The organism is Shewanella sp. YLB-07, from assembly GCF_009377275.1.
This window is the reverse complement of sequence record NZ_VOQB01000002.1, coordinates 504,837-525,478: the sequence shown is the minus strand read 5'-3', so window position 1 is coordinate 525,478 and position 20,642 is coordinate 504,837. Positions and strand designations below refer to the sequence as shown.

At 46.8% G+C, this 20,642-nt stretch carries 21 protein-coding genes; 13 read left to right on the top strand and 8 right to left on the bottom strand.

The features are described from left to right. The first annotated feature begins 42 nt into the window (after positions 1-42). From FS373_RS06200 to FS373_RS06185, 4 genes are all read left to right on the top strand, one after another. A complete protein-coding gene (locus FS373_RS06200; RefSeq protein ID WP_152828960.1) occupies positions 43-762 on the top strand; it encodes a hypothetical protein in 720 nt (239 codons plus the stop codon). 112 nt (positions 763-874) lie between these two features. Beyond that, positions 875-1,336: a hypothetical protein gene (locus FS373_RS31850; protein ID WP_227992510.1), complete on the top strand. Its 462-nt coding sequence runs from the start codon at positions 875-877 to the stop codon at positions 1,334-1,336. A 211-nt stretch (positions 1,337-1,547) separates the two neighbouring features. Next, positions 1,548-2,576: a transposase gene (locus tag FS373_RS06190; protein ID WP_152829099.1), complete on the top strand. Its 1,029-nt coding sequence runs from the start codon at positions 1,548-1,550 to the stop codon at positions 2,574-2,576. A gap of 585 nt (positions 2,577-3,161) precedes the next feature. Beyond that, the gene (locus FS373_RS06185; protein ID WP_152829098.1) at positions 3,162-4,385 is read left to right on the top strand and encodes a glycosyltransferase; all 1,224 of its coding nucleotides are present in this window, start codon (positions 3,162-3,164) and stop codon (positions 4,383-4,385) included. Between the two features lie 107 nt (positions 4,386-4,492). Here FS373_RS06185 and FS373_RS06180 read toward each other — a convergent pair whose 3' ends face one another. The 3 genes from FS373_RS06180 to FS373_RS06170 form a co-directional block, all read right to left on the bottom strand. Further along, on the bottom strand, positions 4,493-4,975 hold the full coding sequence (locus FS373_RS06180) for a DUF1348 family protein (RefSeq protein WP_152828959.1): 483 nt from the start codon (positions 4,973-4,975) through the stop codon (positions 4,493-4,495). Between the two features lie 40 nt (positions 4,976-5,015). Then, positions 5,016-6,674 carry a 2Fe-2S iron-sulfur cluster-binding protein gene (locus tag FS373_RS06175; RefSeq protein ID WP_152828958.1) on the bottom strand — a complete coding sequence of 553 codons (1,659 nt, stop codon included), beginning with the start codon at positions 6,672-6,674 and terminating at the stop codon, positions 5,016-5,018. Between the two features lie 197 nt (positions 6,675-6,871). Beyond that, positions 6,872-7,417, bottom strand: a complete 546-nt coding sequence (locus tag FS373_RS06170) for a carboxymuconolactone decarboxylase family protein (protein WP_152828957.1) — start codon at positions 7,415-7,417, stop codon at positions 6,872-6,874. A 225-nt stretch (positions 7,418-7,642) separates the two neighbouring features. Here FS373_RS06170 and FS373_RS06165 point away from each other — a divergent pair, with 225 nt between their 5' ends. The 4 genes from FS373_RS06165 to panP all read left to right on the top strand — a co-directional run bounded on the left by FS373_RS06165 (position 7,643) and on the right by panP (position 13,326). After that, positions 7,643-8,542: a LysR family transcriptional regulator gene (locus FS373_RS06165; RefSeq protein WP_152828956.1), complete on the top strand. Its 900-nt coding sequence runs from the start codon at positions 7,643-7,645 to the stop codon at positions 8,540-8,542. Between the two features lie 266 nt (positions 8,543-8,808). Beyond that, the gene (locus FS373_RS06160; protein WP_152828955.1) at positions 8,809-10,167 is read left to right on the top strand and encodes a GntP family permease; all 1,359 of its coding nucleotides are present in this window, start codon (positions 8,809-8,811) and stop codon (positions 10,165-10,167) included. Positions 10,168-10,262: 95 nt separating this feature from the next. Beyond that, the gene (locus FS373_RS06155; protein ID WP_144047308.1) at positions 10,263-11,444 is read left to right on the top strand and encodes a glycerate kinase; all 1,182 of its coding nucleotides are present in this window, start codon (positions 10,263-10,265) and stop codon (positions 11,442-11,444) included. Between the two features lie 223 nt (positions 11,445-11,667). Beyond that, on the top strand, positions 11,668-13,326 hold the full coding sequence (gene panP, locus FS373_RS06150) for a pyridoxal-dependent aspartate 1-decarboxylase PanP (protein WP_416221743.1): 1,659 nt from the start codon (positions 11,668-11,670) through the stop codon (positions 13,324-13,326). A gap of 31 nt (positions 13,327-13,357) precedes the next feature. On the opposite strand, the gene map is transcribed toward panP, so the two are convergent. The 3 genes from map to FS373_RS06135 all read right to left on the bottom strand — a co-directional run bounded on the left by map (position 13,358) and on the right by FS373_RS06135 (position 14,610). Further along, positions 13,358-14,065, bottom strand: a complete 708-nt coding sequence (gene map, locus FS373_RS06145) for a type I methionyl aminopeptidase (RefSeq protein WP_152828954.1) — start codon at positions 14,063-14,065, stop codon at positions 13,358-13,360. Positions 14,066-14,266: 201 nt separating this feature from the next. After that, positions 14,267-14,398: a hypothetical protein gene (locus FS373_RS32410; RefSeq protein WP_265575319.1), complete on the bottom strand. Its 132-nt coding sequence runs from the start codon at positions 14,396-14,398 to the stop codon at positions 14,267-14,269. Next, positions 14,395-14,610, bottom strand: a complete 216-nt coding sequence (locus FS373_RS06135) for a ParD-like family protein (protein WP_144047310.1) — start codon at positions 14,608-14,610, stop codon at positions 14,395-14,397. Before FS373_RS06135 ends, FS373_RS32410 begins: the two co-directional genes overlap by 4 nt. Positions 14,611-14,844: 234 nt before the next feature. Here FS373_RS06135 and FS373_RS06130 point away from each other — a divergent pair, with 234 nt between their 5' ends. The 4 genes from FS373_RS06130 to FS373_RS06115 all read left to right on the top strand — a co-directional run bounded on the left by FS373_RS06130 (position 14,845) and on the right by FS373_RS06115 (position 18,739). After that, the gene (locus tag FS373_RS06130) at positions 14,845-15,738 is read left to right on the top strand and encodes a metal ABC transporter substrate-binding protein (RefSeq protein WP_152828952.1); all 894 of its coding nucleotides are present in this window, start codon (positions 14,845-14,847) and stop codon (positions 15,736-15,738) included. A 210-nt stretch (positions 15,739-15,948) separates the two neighbouring features. Then, a complete protein-coding gene (locus tag FS373_RS06125) occupies positions 15,949-16,812 on the top strand; it encodes a manganese/iron ABC transporter ATP-binding protein (RefSeq protein ID WP_144047312.1) in 864 nt (287 codons plus the stop codon). Between the two features lie 63 nt (positions 16,813-16,875). Beyond that, on the top strand, positions 16,876-17,829 hold the full coding sequence (locus tag FS373_RS06120) for a metal ABC transporter permease (protein ID WP_144047313.1): 954 nt from the start codon (positions 16,876-16,878) through the stop codon (positions 17,827-17,829). Then, on the top strand, positions 17,813-18,739 hold the full coding sequence (locus FS373_RS06115; RefSeq protein WP_152828951.1) for a metal ABC transporter permease: 927 nt from the start codon (positions 17,813-17,815) through the stop codon (positions 18,737-18,739). The genes FS373_RS06120 and FS373_RS06115 overlap by 17 nt, the downstream gene beginning before the upstream one ends. A gap of 81 nt (positions 18,740-18,820) precedes the next feature. Here FS373_RS06115 and FS373_RS06110 read toward each other — a convergent pair whose 3' ends face one another. Both FS373_RS06110 and FS373_RS06105 read right to left on the bottom strand, forming a co-directional pair. Further along, positions 18,821-19,447 carry a GNAT family N-acetyltransferase gene (locus FS373_RS06110; protein ID WP_144047315.1) on the bottom strand — a complete coding sequence of 209 codons (627 nt, stop codon included), beginning with the start codon at positions 19,445-19,447 and terminating at the stop codon, positions 18,821-18,823. 45 nt (positions 19,448-19,492) lie between these two features. After that, a complete protein-coding gene (locus tag FS373_RS06105) occupies positions 19,493-19,894 on the bottom strand; it encodes a thiol-disulfide oxidoreductase DCC family protein (protein ID WP_144047316.1) in 402 nt (133 codons plus the stop codon). Positions 19,895-20,051: 157 nt separating this feature from the next. Between FS373_RS06105 and FS373_RS06100 the strand changes: the two genes are divergently transcribed. Next, positions 20,052-20,531 carry a hypothetical protein gene (locus FS373_RS06100; protein WP_144047317.1) on the top strand — a complete coding sequence of 160 codons (480 nt, stop codon included), beginning with the start codon at positions 20,052-20,054 and terminating at the stop codon, positions 20,529-20,531. Positions 20,532-20,642 lie beyond the last annotated feature (111 nt).

Here is a 20,642-nt window from a genome sequence, read left to right as displayed (position 1 = left end):
AATGCGGAGTTATGTGTCTATTGGAAATCGAGGATAATATTTATGAAATGCCCTAATTCAGCGGCAGTAAAAGCATTAGGTTCGTCAATGGACCGACTCAATGAGGCGCAATGGTACGTTGAATTGATGCAAGATAATTATCACACGGCAAACAAGTTTCGTTGGGCACTAACTGGTTTTCTTCGCTCAATCAAAGAAATCCCTCAGATCATCAGTATGGAGGTTCAGCAACACGCTGAATTAAAAGACTGGTATAAAGAGGTGCGAAAAGACATTCAAAATGACCCTATTGTAAAATACTTGAGCAAACAGCGTGACGTAGTGGTGCACAAAAAAACTTTAGAAACCGCAAGTTCAGCGACTGTCGGGTTTGTGCGAGGAAAACAGTTAAAGCTTGGTATTAGTGTACCGATCAATCCTCGTTATGATAGTGTTGAAGGCATCTTAATGTACATTGACGCAGCAGCACGAGATACAGACTTTCTAGGTATTCTATATACAGAGGATGATGGTAGCGGTGAAAGAAGTGCTGTGATTCGTGAATGGAAACTCCCGGGGTATGAGGACGTAGAAGTAACAACTCTATGCAAACACGCTTGGGAGTTAATGGGGAAAACGAACGTTGCATTAGCACGTATGCTCGGTGCAGACTTTTTTGAGCCTCAGTTAAAAGTGAAGCCAGTAAACGAGGTTTCAATCCAAACATATGATCCAGATTGGGTTAAAGAGCAACTTCAAATAGCAAAAAGTGAAATATCATAGCTACACATAAAACTGTTAAATCAGGACAAATACAGTTGGCTGTGTTTCATTCCGCAACAATATTTTGCCCATTAACGAGGGCGTTATGTCTCCTAAGTAATGGAGAGTCAGGATGATTCAAAGATACATTAGGTGGTATGAAAAAGAAGGTGACGCATTTATTGGTGAAGAGCCTTTTTACTTAAGTACCATTGAATTGCAGTTCATTTTTAGCCGTGAAGCTAACTATCCCTTACTCGATTGCTATCAGATAGATAATGATCAGAAAGATAACTTTGTAAGAATTTTATTACATCGCTTTGATTTGGATAAGTTTGATTATTTCTTAGAGTCGCATGAAGCGAAGGGATACCTGCATGAACTCTGGTCAGAAAACGAAGTAGAGCAACTGTTCTGTTTGGCTGGTAGAGGTGGCGAGGAAGCTAGGAGTCAAATGGAACCGGATGCCGAGCTGATATGGTCGATTTCTGCAACTAGCCACTACGAAGCAATGGAAAAGTACTATCAACATATGGGATGGGGGTATTATGCATCAGAATTCTTAGTTGATAGATTTCCATATGATAATAAATAGAGACAGACATAACAAACGGCTCCAAGTGAAGTGGATATAGGGATCGGACCGAACTAGGGCTTTTTAATAAACTAAGAGACTTTTTCTAATCTGAACTAAGTGCATTAGTGCAAAGCCAGAAAAAGACGGGACAGCCATATCTTTTGTGCTTTAGCACATCCTCTACTAACCTTTAAGTTACCTCAACTTAGTTTTGTTCAGGATAACGATGATGACTTCAGCTCGAAGAATTCTTATCGATGCAGAATCGACTCCGTTTTACCACATAATAAATCGTTGTGTTAGAAGGGCTTTTTTGTGCGGAGAGGATGAACTCACAGGTAAAAGCTATGAGCATAGACGCGGCTGGATTGTCGATAAAGTTAAGGCTCTATCTGCTATTTTTTGTATTGATGTCTGTGCCTATGCGGTGATGAATAATCACTATCATTTGGTCCTTAAAATCGATACCGACAAAGCCAAGTCATTGAGTAACCGTGAGGTTATTAGTCGATGGTGTAAGGTAACAAAAGGGCATGATGTAGCGACTAAATTTATGAATGGAGAGACCTTAATCGAGGGGGAGCGTTTACTACTTGATGGGTTATTGGCTGAGTGGCACGAACGTCTATCCAGTATCTCTTGGTTTATGAGGTGCCTCAATGAAGAGATAGCGCGTAGGGCCAATCGTGAGGATGGATGTAAAGGGGCTTTCTGGGAGGGGCGCTTTAAGTCACAAGCTTTACTTGATGAGCAAGCACTATTAGCCTGCATGATGTATGTTGATTTAAATCCTATTAGAGCGGGAATTGCCAACACACTTCAAGCTTCTGATTATACGTCTATTCAGGAGCGCATTAACGAGCTCAATACACCAGATAAAGACACTAAACCAAATGATGAATCAGAACTAATCTCGAGTGAGCGACTCAAACCCCTTGCCCAATTTGATGGTGCAGCTCATTTAGCGACTCAATCAGGCGTCCCATTTCATTTCTGTGATTATTTACAACTTATCGATTGGACTGGCAGAGCAATTAGGCCAGACAAAAGAGGTTTCATCGACTCAAGTCGCCCTAAATTACTTGATGAACTTGGTATATCATCCGATGCCTGGATAACCTCAGCAAAAGAGTTTCGCCGCCAATACAGTGGTATTAGTGGTCGTTGGGATGCTATGTGTGCTTTCAAAAAGCAACATAACTGTGGGCTATGGTGTAAAGGTAAAGCCAGCAGTAATGCACTTCACCCCTCGCCTTAGTCGTATATAAATTATCTACAAAGGCTTGGTGATAATTAGGGATTTCGAATAAACCAAGATACTTTTTCTAATCAATGTCAGTTTAATTAGACTCTGATCTCCGGGGTCAGAGTAAACTTTATTACTAGCCAGTATAGTTACAATCGAAGAGACAAACACTCAGGTGTGAACGCGGCTGAGAGCTTCCGAAACAAGGACGTTTTGGCAGAGCCCACGGCAGGTGATAGATAACTATAAGGTTTTGGTATTCGACATAAAACCAAATACTAATTCAGCCTAATGAAACCCAAAAAGATACTTACAACTTATTATCAGACAAAAAATTTGAATGGCGACTCGCAGAAGTGTTTGCACATGAGGTCACTCATTCACATCCTTGTGATTGTGACATTCGTAAATCCATTTACAGCACCTGCTGCAGGCAATAAACACCAATGAAGCTTTGGTGATCAGCAAACTAACCAAATAACAAAACCAGTCCAATGAACCCACAATAGATATTTAACCAACTTGTTATCCGACAAGCTTGAACCTTCATCTGGTATACAATACCCTCCCATTAAAGTACCTATTATGTGAGAAATGATGAAGAAAGTATTAGTGATAGGCTATGTGTGGCCAGAGCCCAACTCATCGGCGGCAGGTACACATATGTTGTCGCTGTTAAGGCTTTACAGGCAACAAGGCTGGCAGGTCGAGTTCGCCACCCCGGCGCAGCCATCGGATCACATGATAGACCTAAGCCTAGAAGGTATATCCAGTAAAAATATCAGCTTGAACTGCGATAGCTTCGATACTTATATCATGGATTTTCAACCAGATATCGTCATGTTCGACCGTTTCATGATGGAAGAGCAGTTTGGCTGGCGCGTGGAAAAACACTGCCCCGATGCCATAAAAATACTCGATACCGAAGACCTACAATGCTTGCGTAATGCACGCCATCAAGCCGTTAAGAGTGAGCGAGCACTCACTCAAGCCGACCTGTTCAGCGATATAGCAAAACGTGAAATAGCCGCGATTCTTCGCTGTGACATCTCACTTATCATCTCAAGTTTCGAGATGGAGCTGCTACAAAACCAGTTTAAGCTTGACCCAAGCCTCTTGCATCACTTGCCGTTTATGGTGGACTTGAACAAGCGCCCGTCTCAGACAAAAACCTATACTGAGCGTCAGCACTTTATGACCATAGGTAATTTCCGTCATGCTCCTAACTGGGACGCCGTGCTATATCTGCAAAAAATCTGGCCCTTGATCAGAAAACAGCTACCCCAGGCAGAGCTACATATCTATGGCTCCTACCCGCCACCGAAAGCCACCGCACTCAATAACCCCAAAACTGGCTTTATCATTAAGGGTTGGGCGGAAGATGCCTATCAGGTAATGGAGCAGTCTCGTGTCTGCTTAGCACCCATTCGTTTTGGTGCCGGTATCAAGGGTAAGCTACTCGATGCCATGATAATGCAGACCCCAAGCGTCACCACAAGTGTTGGCAGTGAAGGCATGATTCAAGATGAGCAGTGGCCTGGTTGCATTACAGATATTATCGATGACTTTGCCCAAGCTGCGGTTGATTTATACACTCAAGAATCACTCTGGACAGAGGCTCAAAGCCACGCCTCGAGTCTATTAACGGCGCGATACGATGGTGAGATGTTAGGGCAGAATTGGATGAAAAAGTTGGCTCATACAATAGAAAATATTGACCAACATAGGCTGAATAACTTTACCGGCGCCATGCTTAAGCATCACTCGATGGCGAGCACTAAGTATATGTCTCAGTGGATAGCGGCTAAGAATGCCAAGTAATGACTCAACCAGTAGCTCTGCAGACTGATTTACCAGAGCTACTCATCAACTTCCATCACAACAAAGCCATAAAGCACTGAAACAACCGTTTCCTAAACCACAGACCCCTAAAGCCCTAGTTCAGTCAGCCCAGGATGTTCATCTGGCCGGCGTCCTATGGGCCAATAAAATTTACGTTCAATCTCTTCAATCTTCAGATCATTGATACTGGCGTGGCGCTGCTCCATCAAGCCGTTTTCATCAAATTGCCAATTCTCGTTACCATAGGCTCGATACCATTGACCACTAGCATCGCAATATTCATAGGCAAAACGTACCGCAATGCGATGGCTATCCACCGCCCATACCTCTTTAATCAATCTATATTCAGTCTCTTGCTGCCATTTGGCTGTGAGCAGCTGGATAATTTCATCTCGTCCCTGCACAAATTGATCACGATTACGCCAAATTGAGTTTTCACTGTATGCCTTCGCTATTTTTTCCGGTTGCTGTCCATTCCAGGCATCTTCGGCCATTCTTGCTTTAATCACTGCACTGGCTTGGTCATAGGGCGGCAGTGGTGCTTTTTTGTCATTAGTTATGTTATTCATATCAATCTCTCACTGTATGTCTTGCTTGCATCATTAATGATTAAAGATCCAGAGTCAGCACTTGTGTCTTTGATCGGGAAACACAGGGACAAAATAGCTGTAGTTGCTCTTTTTCAATATCGGTCAGCACACTGTCTCTATGGTCAGGTTTTCCCTCTATCACAGGTATTGCGCACTGTTTACAGCTTCCAGACTGACAGCTAAAAGGTGTATCAATATCGGCAGCGAGTAAGGCATCGAGAACCGACTCATCGGCAGCAACCTTAAGTTTCAGTTTCGACTTAGCAAGATCAATGGTGAATGCCTTATCCTCAACTGAGCTGTCTACAACGCCACCGAAGCCTTCGCTTCTGATGCGGTCACTATCGATACCCAGCTCATTGGCCATAAACTTCATCTCACTGAGCATCTTTTGCGGGCCACAGATATAGAAGATGGTATTTTTGGGCGCCCTCGATAACACATGACGTAAATTCATTCGCCTATTGTCGTCACTGGGATAAATTGATATCGACTCACCAAACTCTCGCTCTAGTCGGTCCCTAAAAGCCATATCCTTAATACTTCGGCCACAGTAGTGCAGCGAAAGTGTTACGCCTCTCGACTTTAGGTATTGCGACAGCGGCTTTATCACAGTGATCCCAACTCCTCCAGCAATCAAGATTGCAGGCTCAGTCCCTGAGTGCACATCGAAATGGTTGCTTGGTAAATCACAGTTAATCACCATGCCAATTTGAAAGTTATGGTGGATCGAATGGGATGCACTCTTGTGCAGATAATGCTCCCGACCTTGGCCAGTCTCGCTGCTTAAGCGTTTAGCGAGTACGGCTATCTCGTAGAAGTTTCGGCGCGAGGGATTAGAGCAGATAGAGAAGGAACGATGCACCAGAGAGCCATCATTGAGCAGAACCGGCACTCTAATATGAGAACCTGCAGTCACTAAAGGCAGCTCTCCTCCACCAGCAGCTTTAAATTCAAAGGCACGTACTTCAGGTGTCAATTGACGTATGCCGCTGATAACCAGACTCAGTGGCCCTTCACCTAAAGTGACAGGACTCAGTCTGCCAAGGTTTTCGGCCTTTTCCACTGGCTTACTTTCAGCTTGCTCAAGCTGTTTAGCTTCTAATCGCTTAGCTTCGGCGAGTCTTGCCGCTACAATGTCCTCTACCTCAGCTTCACTATATCTGGGGGTGATATGTTTAGGGCAGTTCCAATCGAAGGCTTCAACTTGGATAACGAAAGCACGCTCGACCCTGGCACGGTAATCATCGTCCTGCAATTGACTCAACATTTCTGAGTCATTCACATCCGCAAGCTTTACCCTGCCGAGCAACTTAAGTCGGGTCTTGTTGGGATAATCCATAAAAAACAGTGACACCTTGTCATTGTTAGCAAAATTACCTGTGCTGATATACTGACGATTACCGTTATAATCGGCAAAGCCAATGGTCTTGTCATCGAGCACTTTCATAAAGCCTTGCGGCCCACCTCGATGTTGAATGTAAGGCCAGTCGGTTTCACTGACACTGGCCATATAGAAACTGTCACGGGCCTGGATGAATGCTGTTTCAGCAACGCCAAGGCGATCATTAAAATCCTCGCCACCTTCCATCCCCTCATAGCCTTTACGGCTGCCAAGCCTCGCCTGGACCTCTTTCACGGCTTGAGTGAAACCTATCTCAGCAAATTTATGACCCATGACTTTATCTCCAATAACTCGATAATCTTATCTGACTGTCACTCTTTAGCTGATATGCCAGCTAGAGAGTGACAGTAGCGAATCTCACCTGGCAGAGTTTAAAATAGCCCTCTAATACAGGCGAGAATAGTGCCCTAATACAAGTGAAACAATTATCTGACACAAGTGTCAAGTTTTGTTGTTTCAACTCACGTCAATTAAGCCACTTTGTTCAGTGACACTTTTGGAAAGTCGATATCTAATTGACTCGCCTTACCGAGAATATTGGTCATCACGTTCATGCCGACATGAGTAATGATCTCGACAATATCTGCTTCGGTGTAGCCCGCAGCGCGCACCGCGGTTAACTCTGCATTGGTCACATCACCGTTATGTTCGGCGAGAGAGGTAGCAAATTTCACCGCAGCAGCAGCCTTTGCATCTTGGCTGGTACCTGCGCGATTAGCCTCTATTTCATCACCATTGAGACCCGCTTTACGACCCAGTGCGGTATGAGCTGATAGGCAATACTCACAGCTGTTTTGTTCAGCCAAGGCTAACGCAATACGCTCACGAGTCAGCGGGGTTAAGCTACCTTCCCCGGCAATGCCATGTAAGCCTAGAAAAGCGCGCAGCGCGGCGGGTGAGTTAGCGAACACTTTCAAGAAATTTGGCACCATACCCAGCTGAGACTGAATCACCTCTAAAAGTGCTTTTTGTTCGTTATTGGCAGTATCGTTTTCGATTAAATTAATGCGGCTCATGGTCGTTCTCCATTATATGAATTGCTAGTAGGTTTATCGGTAACAAGCCTTCTGTGCTTGCTTGGTAACTAGATTGCCAAATTTCACTTTAAAGAAGAATACCCGTATATTACATTTGATAATTCCAATAAATGGAATAACAAATCTAGTGAAATAATAAGCCTAGTGAAATAACCAGTAAGTGAAGTATCAGGCTAATAAAATAACCAGCAAGTGGAATAACAAATGGATAGATTTCATCTTCTCAAAGTATTTATTGCCGTAGCTGAAGAGCAAGGGTTCGCTGCCGCGGCAAGAAGGCTGAACATGTCGCCACCAGCGGTTACCCGCGCCATCGCAGGACTCGAGCAGCAGCTCAATGTCAAACTACTCAATCGCACCACACGTTTTGTCAGAGCGACCGATGTAGGGCTGCGTTACTTAGATGATGCCAGACGTATCTTGGCAGACCTAAGCGCTGCCGATGAAGCGGTAACGGGCATAAATGCAGAGCCACAGGGACATCTTGCGGTCACCGCACCTGTGATGTTTGGCAGCCTGTTCGTTATGCCTTCAATAGTCCGATACCTGCAGCAGCACCCTAAAATGGAAGTCTCAGCCATCTTTCTAGATCGGGTGGTTAATATGCTCGAAGAGGGTATAGATGTGGGAGTAAGGATAGGTCAACTGCCTGATTCGAGTATGCGAGCCAGACGGGTGGGCTCAGTCAGGCTGGTGCTTTGTGCATCACCACAATATATCCAGATCCACGGCCTTCCCCAACACCCAGATGATCTGCATCAACACACAATTATTGCCTCAAAGGCCGGCAATAATGGTCTGGATTGGCGCTTTCCCGATGGTAAGAGTATCAAGTCAATCAAGGTCAAACCTCGACTGACGGTCACCACTAACGACGCCGCCATCTCTTCAGCCGTCGAAGGCTTGGGTATCACCCGCTTACTCTCATATCAAATCGCCCTGCAACTCGCCTCGGGTGAACTTAAAATTTTACTGGAGGGCTTCGAGCCCGAACCCCGGCCTGTGCATATCATTCATCGAGAGGGCCCCAATGGCTCGGCCAAGGTGCGCAGTTTAGTTGACCTGTTAGCGAAACAGCTTAGCCAACATCCGGCGCTCAATTAAACAAACAACGCTACCTCTCCTCAATAGGTGTGGTTAAACGCTCAAATTATCGCTGAGCCTCATCTGACCACTAAATATATTTGTGCAAACGCACAAATATATTACCGATAAAGGTGATAAATCAGTCACTAGACACGATGTCAGATTGTACTCAGCACAGGATAATAGCCAAAGCCTGAAATACCTTAGCCGTCGACCTTTAAAAACGGCGAGTGAACCGGGTCAAATAAAAAAGTAAGCTAATAATACCCAAACAGGGACACCCTATGAGCCAAGTCATGATCTTGTTGGCAGTGATATTTTTCATTGTTATTGCCACCTCAAAATTCAAACTACATCCATTTTTAACGCTGATTTTAGCCTCATTCCTTACCGCATTTGCCTACGGATTACCCAGCACAGATATTGCCAAGACCATCACTAGCGGATTCGGTGGTATTCTTGGCTATATTGGCCTGGTTATCGTACTCGGTACTATTATCGGTACCATATTGGAGAAGAGCGGCGCGGCCATCACCATGGCAGATGTAGTCATCAAGGTGCTGGGGAAACGTTTTCCGACCCTGACCATGTCGATTATCGGCTACCTGGTCTCAATTCCTGTTTTTTGTGACTCAGGTTTCGTGATCCTTAACTCCTTGAAACAATCTATGGCCAATCGCATGAAGGTCTCGAGTGTCTCCATGAGTGTCGCCTTAGCCACGGGTCTGTATGCGACTCACACGTTCGTGCCGCCAACACCCGGCCCTATTGCCGCTGCGGGTAACTTAGGTCTGGAATCGAATCTCGGCTTAGTCATCTTTGTCGGTGTGTTTGTCGCGGCCGTTGCCGCACTTGCTGGCACGCTGTGGGCTAACCGTTTTGCCAATGTTGAGCCGGACGGTGAAGGTGCGGAAGAACTTAACAAGAATGTAGAAGACTTCGACACGCTAAAAGAAGCCTATGGCACACTGCCAAGCCCGACTCGCGCCTTTGCCCCTATCTTCGTGCCCATCTTACTCATCTGCTTTGGCTCAGTCGCTAACTTCCCTTCAGCGCCGCTTGGCAATGGTCTGTTATTTGATGTGCTCGCCTTCCTGGGTCAACCAGTAAACGCCCTTATGATTGGTCTGTTCCTGTCTATTTCACTGCTTAAAAGCAGTGAAAAGATTAAAGAGTTCAGCGAGCGCATCACTCAAGGTCTAGTGGTTGCCGCCCCCATTCTGCTAATCACAGGTGCAGGCGGTGCATTCGGCGCCGTGCTTAAAGCGACAGAAATTGGCACCTTCCTTGGAACATCACTTTCGGCATTAGGCATAGGCATCTTCATGCCATTTATCGTCGCTGCTGCCCTTAAATCAGCCCAAGGTTCATCGACAGTGGCATTAGTGACCACATCGGCCTTGGTGGCACCTATGCTGGGTGATATCGGTCTTGCCAGTGACATGGGACGAGTACTGACTGTGATGGCCATCGGAGCCGGCGCTATGACGGTTTCTCATGCCAATGACAGCTTCTTCTGGGTCGTGACTCAATTTAGCCGCATGAGTGTTAAGCAAGCCTATAAAGCACAAACTATGGCGACGCTAGTGCAAGGCATAACCGCAATGACCTTAGTGTATATCTTGAGTCTTATTCTGCTTTAAACGCCAGGCCCAGAGTTCAGTGGCTGTCACAGCAGCCACTGACATTTTATTGTTTTTAGTACCCAGTTCTTCTGACTGCTTTAGGATCCCCACCAATGAAAATAGTTATCGCTCCCGATTCATTCAAAGAAAGCCTGAGTGCGATGGAAGTAGCCAACGAAATCGAACGCGGCTTTAAATCTGTCCTGCCCGACACTGAGTATCTAAAGTTGCCTGTTGCCGACGGCGGTGAAGGCACTGTGCAGTCTATGGTCGATGCGACAAACGGTTCCATTATCGAGCTCGATGTTATCGGCCCCCTGGGAAAACGAGTCAGTGCTCATTACGGGATCTTAGGAAATGAGTTTATTGGTGACAGTAAGACAGCCATCATAGAGATGGCGTCGGCCTCGGGCCTACATCATGTCTCAGTCGAGAAACGCGACCCTCGTATCACCACCAGCTATGGCACAGGCCAGCTTATCTGTGATGCGCTCAACCGCGGCATCAAACACATCATAATTGGCCTAGGTGGCAGTGCCACCAACGATGGCGGCGCAGGTATGGCACAGGCACTTGGTATTCATCTGCTCGATGAGTCAGGCAAAGCCCTGAGTGTGGGCGGTTCGGCATTAAACGAGCTTCACACCATAGACATGAAAGATCTCCATCCCCTTATCCAGCGCTGTGAATTTATCGTCGCCTGTGACGTAGATAACCCTTTGTGTGGTGAGAAAGGCGCGTCGGTAATTTTTGGTCCACAAAAAGGCGCTACACCCGAAATGGTAACCAGCCTGGATGCGGCCTTGACTCGATACGCCGACATTATCGCCAAGACTATTGCTAACAAACAGATCAATGACACTAAAATTGAAGACAAGCGCAATACACCAGGTGCAGGCGCCGCCGGCGGAATGGGGCTGGGTGTCATGGCATTCCTAAACGCCACACTCAAACCCGGCATAGATATCGTCATGGAAACCGTAAAACTCGACGAAAAAATTGCAGGCGCAGATCTGGTGATCACAGGAGAAGGCAGACTCGACAGCCAAACCCTGCACGGTAAGACCCCAATGGGCGTCACGCGCGTCGCCAACTCACAGGGTATTCCTGTTATCGCCATAGCAGGCTGCGTCAGTGATGATGCCAATATGCTACTCGAACATGGCCTATCTGCCATCTTCTCCATCACTCCCAGGGCGCTGCCACTGGAGGATGTGCTTGCCAATGCTAAACACAACTTATTTACCGCGTCGCAGAATATCGCCGCTCTCTATGCCATGAAGATAAAGGCGTAATGCCGTCCTCGAAGACGATAAAATGAGGCTATCCTCTCTTTATCGTCTTCAGATAACCTCAATGGCACTCAGCCCAAACAATCGCCACCGCTTTACATTCCCCATGAATCGTTTTAACTTTTCCACTTGATGCACCAAAGCGCATAAAGTAAAGTGACTCCCCTTTGGAAAACTGCAACAAATAGCAGTTCCTGTTGAATAGTGTGATAGCTAAGAGATAACCATGTCGATGACACCCAGACGAGCCACAGCTTCTGAAGAGGCATTACTGCGCATCTTCACCGTACCGGAAGCCCCTGATTCAACATTAAGCGTCATCGAGCAAAACATATCGCAAAACTTGATGGGCTTCCTGCAAGAAAGTGTGGTTGCCATCGAGAAGCCTCTGTCTGAGATAGAGCTAGACTTCCAACAGCATCAGATCCCCTCTGCGCCTCAGTTTGTTTCAGACTATGCCGATGAGATGATGAAAACCTTAGTAGCGCATTCGGTTCATACGTCATCGCCTAGCTTTATCGGTCACATGACCTCGGCTCTACCTTACTTCGTCTTGCCTCTGTCTAAGATGATGGTTGGCCTGAATCAAAATCTGGTAAAAATTGAGACCTCTAAGGCCTTTACGCCACTGGAACGTCAGGTCTTAGGTATGATGCATCACCTGATCTACAGTGAAGATGATAAGTTTTACAAAAGCTGGATGCACAGCGCCAACTACTCCCTCGGAGCATTTTGCTCTGGCGGCACGGTCGCCAACATCACGGCCCTATGGATAGCCCGTAATCAGTTACTCAAGGCCGACGGTGACTTCAAAGGAGTTTCGGCTCAAGGCCTGATGAAAGGCCTACGTCATTATGGCTATGATGATCTGGCCATCTTAGTCTCAGAGCGTGGTCACTACTCATTGGCGAAAACGGCAGACTTACTTGGCATAGGCCGTGAGAACATCGTTAAAATCCCCACATCGAGTAGTAACAAGGTCGATGTGGAGAAGATGCGCGCCATGGCAAAACAGCTTGAGCATGACAACATCAAGGTCATGGCCATCGTCGGCGTCGCAGGTACCACAGAAACAGGCAATATCGACCCCTTAGATGAACTTGCCACACTGGCCGTAGAACTTGAGTGCCATTTCCACGTCGATGCGGCTTGGGGCGGCGCCTCGCTATTATCGAACCAGTACCGCCATCTGCTTAAAGGCATAGAGCGCGCTGACTCAGTCACAATCGATGCTCACAAACAGATGTATGTGCCCATGGGCGCGGGAATGGTGATCTTCAAAGACCCGGCCTTCGCCAACGCCATTAAGCATCATGCAGAATATATTTTACGAAAAGGCTCTAAAGATTTAGGCAGTCAAACTCTGGAAGGTTCACGCCCGGGAATGGCCATGTTGGTCCATGCCTGCCTGCAAGTCATTGGCCGGGATGGTTACGAGATATTAATCAACAACAGTTTAGAGAAGGCGCGTTATTTCGCCGAGCTTATCCAGCAGCAAGAAGATTTCCAACTGGTATCAGAACCTGAGCTCTGTCTGCTCACCTATCGCTATGTGCCAAAATCGGTGCAGCTGGCGATGCAAGAGACCAGAGACAATGGCAACACAAAGAAGTTAATCGAATTTAACGGCTTACTCGACGGTCTGACTAAGTTTGTCCAGAAACGTCAACGAGAACAAGGCACCTCATTTGTGTCTCGTACCCGTATTAATCCCGAAAGTAGCAGCGGACTCAATATTCAATCTGTGGTTTTTCGTGTGGTTTTGGCTAATCCCCTCACCACCCGTGAGATATTGCAGCTGGTCTTAGCCGAGCAGATAGAGATAGCCAAACAAGATAATAAATTCTTGCCGCAACTGTTAGCACTCGCCTCTCACTCGTCTTAACCATGTGACAAAACCATAAAGAAGCCGTTTATCAAACGGCTTCAGTTTCCCTTAAGGTCAACACCTCGAAACCCGTTTGGGTTACTAAGATAGTGTGTTCCCACTGAGCCGATAGCTTCTTATCCCGGGTCACCACGGTCCAGCCATCTTTCTTGGTTTTTATTTTGGCATTTCCCTGATTGATCATAGGCTCAATGGTAAAAGTCATTCCAGGTTTCAATGTTAAGCCCAAACCTGGCCGACCGTAATGCAATACTTGTGGCTCTTCATGCATTTCACGCCCTATACCGTGGCCGCAATACTCCTTCACTACGCTGTAACCCGATTTCTCGACATGTTTCTGTATGGCATGGCCTACATCTCCCAGTGTGGCGCCGGGTTTAACCACATTTATCCCCAGCCACATGGCTTCATAGGTGGTCTGCACCAATCTCTTAGCCAGTGGGCTGGCATCGGGTAACAGATAGGTCTTACTCGAGTCCGCAATGAAGTCATGCTTTTCCAAGGTGATATCGACATTGACGATATCGGTGCTCTTCAACCTATAAGTTGCAGAAGGTATGCCGTGGCAGACCACCTCATTGACCGAGGTATTGAGCGAATATTGATAACCGTATTGACCTTTGCTGGCGGGACGAGCGTCAAGCTCGTTAACGATGAAGTCTTCGACCTTATTGTTGATCTCCATGGTGGTGATTCCCACCCGAATATACTCATCTAGAATCCGATACCATTCCATATAAGTATCTGGTCAGTTCAGAGACTCTCAGTTTTTTCAATTCAAGGCGCATTGATGAGGAAATGGTTATTCCCTTTTCAGTCAATGAAACGCAGACGTGGAAACACTGAGAGCCTCACGCAGTGCGGGTTTCAAAGCCCTTTATGCTACGTTGAATGTTCTCGATATAGAATAACTATTAGCTTCAAACATTCGCCTTGCCTACAGTGCTTTGAACTCCCGCTGAATGATCAGATACTTACTCGGAATGGTATTAAACACCCGGGCCAGTAGCTTGCCCGATTGCCTCATTAACTCAGCTTCAACGGCTGACTTGATCTGAATGTCACTCATGACTTACCTTCATGAAGAATGCCTTCTAAAGATACGTTTTCATCCCTGAGGCGTTGCTGCAATATCTCATTGAAGGTTAACGTCGGATTCAACTCGGCTAGCATGCCGGTCTTGATCCAAAACTCCACTTGGGAGTTGATCGATCTCGACATCACATTGCTCGACTTTCTGATCTCTTCATGGAGTTCATCTGAAATTTTAACCAGTCCCAAAATGCACCTTTATATGGTTTATATATAAAACGTATATGTATTATATATAAAACGTATATACCCATCAAGCCCTGACTCAGATACCAATATCAATAGCCCAGATCAACACCTTCCCTTTCCCCTTCACACTTTACGACTTAATTGATAATAATTATCATTTGCATTGAGAAAACACTTATTCCCTGCTAGCATTGAGTCGGTCCACCACGTAACCGCACATAACAAGGAAAAAATATGTTTCGTACATTTGGTTTGCTGCTCGCTATCACCCTCTCCTTCTGGTCGCAAGACCTGCTTGCCAGCCAGAGTGATAAGTTTAAGATCATCACCACCTTCACCGTTATCGCCGACATGGCGAGAAACGTGGCAGGCGACGCCGCTATTGTCGAGTCCATCACCAAACCAGATGCCGAAATTCATAACTATCAGGCGACGCCGGGCGACATTCGTCGTGCACAGGGGGCCAATCTTATCCTGTATAACGGCCTAAATCTGGAACTCTGGTTCGATAAGTTTTTTTACAATCTCAGTGAAGTCCCCCGCACCATAGTCACCAAAGGCATAGAGCCTATGGGAATTTCTCAGGGCCCCTATTCCGGTAAGCCTAATCCCCACGCCTGGATGTCCGCCCCCAATGCGCTGATCTATGTGGAAAATATCCGCCAAGCCTTGGTCAAGTATGACAGCGGCAATGCCGCAAGCTATAACACCAACGCCAAACGTTATTCGGCGCAGATCCTCGCCGCAGTCGCGCCATTCAAGGCGCTATTAGATGCGGTGCCGGAGGAGAAACGTTGGCTGGTAACCAGTGAGGGAGCGTTTAGCTACCTGACTCGAGACTATGATCTGAAGGAGCTCTACCTCTGGCCCATCAATGCCGATGCCCAAGGCACACCTCAGCAGGTGAGAAAGGTTATCGATCAGATGAGGCAGCATAAAATCCCAGTCATCTTCAGTGAGAGCACGGTATCGGCCAAACCCGCTCAGCAGGTGGCACGAGAAACCGGAGCCAAATACGGAGGCATGCTCTATGTCGACTCTCTGAGCAGCACTTCTGGCCCAGTGCCGACCTATATCGAGCTGCTAACGACAACCTTGAGTACCATAGCCAGAGGATTAAACGACTAATGACAGTACTCACAACTGAATTTATAGCTAGTCTCACAGTTAACGACATCACATTCCCCTCTAGCAACAACCTGAAGATAAGCACTTTAAAGACCATAGGCAGAGGACTAAACGACTAATGACAGCACTTATTACGAGTCTCACAGTTAACGACATCACTGTCCCCTATCGCAACGGCCAGCTGACAAGCAGCTTAAGGACCAACGACTAATGACTGCACTCACTAGCGGACTCACAGTTAACGACATCACAGTCACCTACCGCAACGGTCATACTGCAATTCATGATGCCAGCTTTGACCTGCCTAAGGGGTCAATCACAGCCCTGGTCGGCGTCAATGGCAGCGGCAAGTCCACCCTATTTAAATCCATCATGGGCTTCGTCACTCTGGCTAAGGGCAAAGTTGAGATCTTGGGTCTTTCGGTTAAACAGGCCCTAAAGAGCAACCTGGTGGCCTATGTTCCCCAGAGCGAAGAGATAGATTGGAATTTTCCTGTGCTAGTAGAAGATGTGGTCATGATGGGTCGATATGGCCATATGAACATGTTTCGCATCGCTAGCAAGCATGATGAACAGATGGTGAATATCGCCCTGGACAGGGTCAATATGAGGGAGTTTCGCAAGCGTCAGATAGGGGAGCTTTCCGGCGGACAGAAGAAGCGTATCTTTCTTGCCAGAGCTCTGGCCCAAGAGGGGCAAGTCATCTTACTCGATGAGCCTTTCACCGGTGTGGATGTGAAGACCGAAGATCAGATCATGGCACTACTGCGTGAGCTACGCGCCGAGGGCAAGGTTATCTTAGTATCGACCCATAACCTGGGCAGTGTACCCGAGTTTTGTGACAGAACGGTACTCATCAACCGCACCGTACTCGCCGCAGGCCCCACCAAATCGGTATTCACTCAGGAAAATCTGCAACTGGCATTTGGCGGCGTGCTGCGTCACTTCGTATTAGGAGGTAAAGACCTCCATGAAGATGATGATGCCAGGCAGGTAACCTTACTGACGGATCATGAGCGGCCTGTGGTGTTATACGGTGATGACAGCAAGACTCAGGTTGTTAGCAGTGAATAGTATTTGGAAAATAGCGATAGAAGTGAATTCTTGATTAAAGTACCAGCTTAAAAAGTGAACCCTATGATTGAAACTCTATTACAGCCATTCGAATATGGCTACATGGTAAATGCCATCTTTATCAGTGCCCTGGTCGGTGGCGTATGCGCCTTCCTATCAGCCTATCTGATGCTCAAGGGCTGGTCTCTTATCGGCGACGCCCTGTCACACTCCATCGTTCCCGGTGTCGCTGGCGCCTATATGTTAGGTTTGCCCTTCGCCCTGGGCGCCTTCTTTTCCGGAGGACTCGCGGCAACGACCATGCTGTTTCTCAGTCAACGCTCTAAGCTTAAAGAAGATGCCATCATAGGCCTAATCTTCACCTCCTTCTTCGGCCTCGGCCTGTTTATGATCTCCCTCTCCCCCACTTCGGTGAACATTCAGACCATAGTACTGGGGAATATTTTGGCAATCACCCCGGAAGATACCCTACAACTCCTGTTGATTTCCGGTATATCTTTGGCCGTGCTGGTACTGAAATGGCGAGATCTTATGGTGGTTTTCTTCGATGAGAACCACGCCAGAAGCATAGGTCTCAATCCCAATGCTCTGAAGATCCTCTTCTTCACCTTACTGAGTGCATCGACTGTGGCGGCGTTGCAGACCGTGGGCGCGTTTCTGGTTATTGCCATGGTAGTGACCCCCGGAGCTACCGCTTATCAGCTTAGCGACCGATTTGGCATTGTCGTCATCTTGAGTGTCGCCATAGGCGCTATTACCTCTTTTGTTGGCGCCTACTTAAGCTTCTTTATCGATGGTGCTACTGGCGGCATCATAGTGGTTTTACAGGCATGTGTCTTCGTGCTGACATTTGTGTTTGCCCCTAAACATGGTTACCTGGCGGCGAGGCACAGGGCGAAACGCTTCTCAGCTCCAAGCTTAAAAACGACCTCTAAAAAAATATCGCCAAGCATGCTAGAACAAAAGTCGAAAAACATCTCAGTCGATACAGGAGTCCCCAATGACCAGTTTATTTAACTCAGGTCTGGACATATTACTCTTACCCTTTAGCTTTACCTTCATGCATCAAGCCTTCGTGATCGTCTTGTTAGTGGCGATTCCCACCTCAGTGCTCTCCTGCTTTCTCGTGCTCAAGGGCTGGTCCCTGATGGGAGATGCCATCTCCCATTCGGTACTGCCAGGAGTTATCTTGGCCTATGTGCTGTCTATCCCCTACGCCATAGGCGCGTTCGCCGCCGGCATGTTCTGCGCCTTAGCCACGGGGTTTATCAAGGACAACAGTCGTCTCAAGGAGGACACTGTGATGGGCGTAGTGTTTTCCAGCATGTTTGGTTTAGGTCTGGTGCTGATGACTAAGGTTGAGACTGGGGTCCATCTGGACCATATCTTGTTCGGCGATGTGCTCGGAGTGAGCTGGACAGACGTGCTCGAAGCTGGGGGCATTGCGCTGCTGGTAATAAGCTTCATCCTATTCAAGGGGCGGGATCTGCTGGTGTTTGTCTTCGATCAGCAACATGCCAAAGCCATAGGATTGCCCGTAGGTCTGCTGCATTATGGTTTGCTGTCGATACTCTCCCTCACCATAGTCGGCGCACTTAAGGCCGTTGGCATGATTCTGGTTGTCGCCATGCTGATAGCTCCCGGGGCCACCGCCTTCCTGTTAACCCGTAAGTTTCAATCTATGATGCTAATCGCCCTGCTTATCTCGACCTTGACCTCCTTCCTGGGCGTCTATCTCAGCTTCTTCATCGATAGTGCCCCCGCGCCCACCATCATCATGCTGATGACGCTGATCTTCATCTGTGTGTTCTTCTATTCCGGCTATCAGACGAAACGAGCCTCCGCCGCCCTAGACCCAAAAGACCAGAAAAACCAACAAGATCAGCAGCACAGTTTAGAAACGCCCAAAGAGGCGTTCGCCGAATAACGAGTCAATCAGGTCAGATAAATGAAATGAGATAAACAAGGAGCGGCTGGCTTATACCGATTGGTATCAGATACTAAGCCGCTAATCTTGAAAAACGATATGGTAAAATACCTGTTGGTCTGTATCGTCAACGCCCTTTTCAGAATCTTCTGACGACACAAAGCAGAGGCTGAATCCAGTGTTAACTAACACAGCAATCGATGCCAGATTACTACTTTCAACACCGGCGACGATCTTGCAAACATGAATCAGACTATCTTTAACAGAAGACCTTACACTATTGACTGGAGATTTTGCCCAAGCCACCAGCCCCTTAATCATCTCACAAGCAAAGCCTTGTCCCCATTGTGACTCCGTGAGCAGATAACCTAAGTGTAATGTAACCACTTTATCGCTTGGCAACTCTTGCTCTTGATGCCGCTCCTCATGTAAGAAGATGAAACCTATCACTTGGCGGGTTTCACGCTTTCTCACCACTAAGAAACTGCACTCCTCGACCCTGGCCTCTAGCCAGATCTTAGCTTCCTCGAGATTATGAATATTTTGCCAACCCGGCGGCAAGGCGCGGGTCACATTTGGGGTGAGAATATCCAGTGTCATACTGGCAAGCTCTGCCATATCCGGCACTTGATGATTGGCTGAGTCAGGCCAAGCTGAAATAACCAACCTTGGGGTCTCGAATTGGTACAATAAAGCAGAATTTTCCATATGCCCTCTCTTAATATCAATCAATCTAATTAATACAAGTTAATATCAATCAATAAACCGGCTACGCAGATCTTCTGTAGGCAGCATACAGGCATCGCGTTTGCCGAAGAGTGAATAACGCCGACTCCCCAACCAGTGATAGCAATAATCCCTGAATGAACGAGGCAAGACCGAAAATATCCTCAGCAGAGGCCATAAACCGGATAGGTCTTTACAGATCTCAAGCGCCGCATCGGTACGGGTATAACATTTTCCCTGCTTGATAAGAAAGAAGGTATCGCCGTAATCATTCACAAGCGAATACCTAGCCATCAAGTCTTTTGCAGCCTCGCTTTGCATAGGCGTAAAGCAAAAAATTTGCTTAGGATCTCGCTTAATGATGAAGTTGACCGCGTTATTGCAGAGATTACACACACCATCGAAGATGATGATATTTCTGGTTTCCATGGCACTCCTTACTTTTTCTTATACAAAGTGGCTGCTGGGCTTAAGATTTACATTTAAATCCTGATTTCTGGTTCAGAAATTGCTCGGTTTACTGAGACGAAGTCGACTCGATAATATACGCAAAGATATTCCATAGTTCCAATGGAAGGACAGTAACATGATGACAGTTAATGGCTACAATGCTTATTTAAATACAGACACACATATTAGTAAGCCATCACAGGTTCAAGCTAGCCATCATATTGCGTCAAATTCAGTCCAATCTCCGGAGCCCCAGAGTCATATCATCGACCCAAACAGCCAATATCAAGACCGAGTCACACTTTCATCGAGCGCTCAAACCGCTGAAAGTCCCGAGGCCGACACCTATGAACAACTTGGCTCACAAGCCAAACAAAGAGCCAGCTTACAAGATATAATGCAGGTCATACTGGATAAACGCACTGGCATTGACCGTGATAAATTAGATGAGATAGAGGCTCAAATACAGGCTATTGCAAAGAGTGACACCCTAAGCAAAGAGCAGAAGGAGGCACAGATCAAACTGTTAGAGGAGCAAAAGACACAACTAATTCAAGAGTTTGTCGAGAAAAACGAACAAAACCAGCAAGAATACGATAATAAAATCACGTCATAGCCACCGATGTTTAGCGCAACATTCATAGCGACTAAAGATAGCGGCAAAGCGGATGCCGTTTGCAGGCAAGGATTAGCCGCAATAACGGCAAGAAATAAATACCAGCAGCCA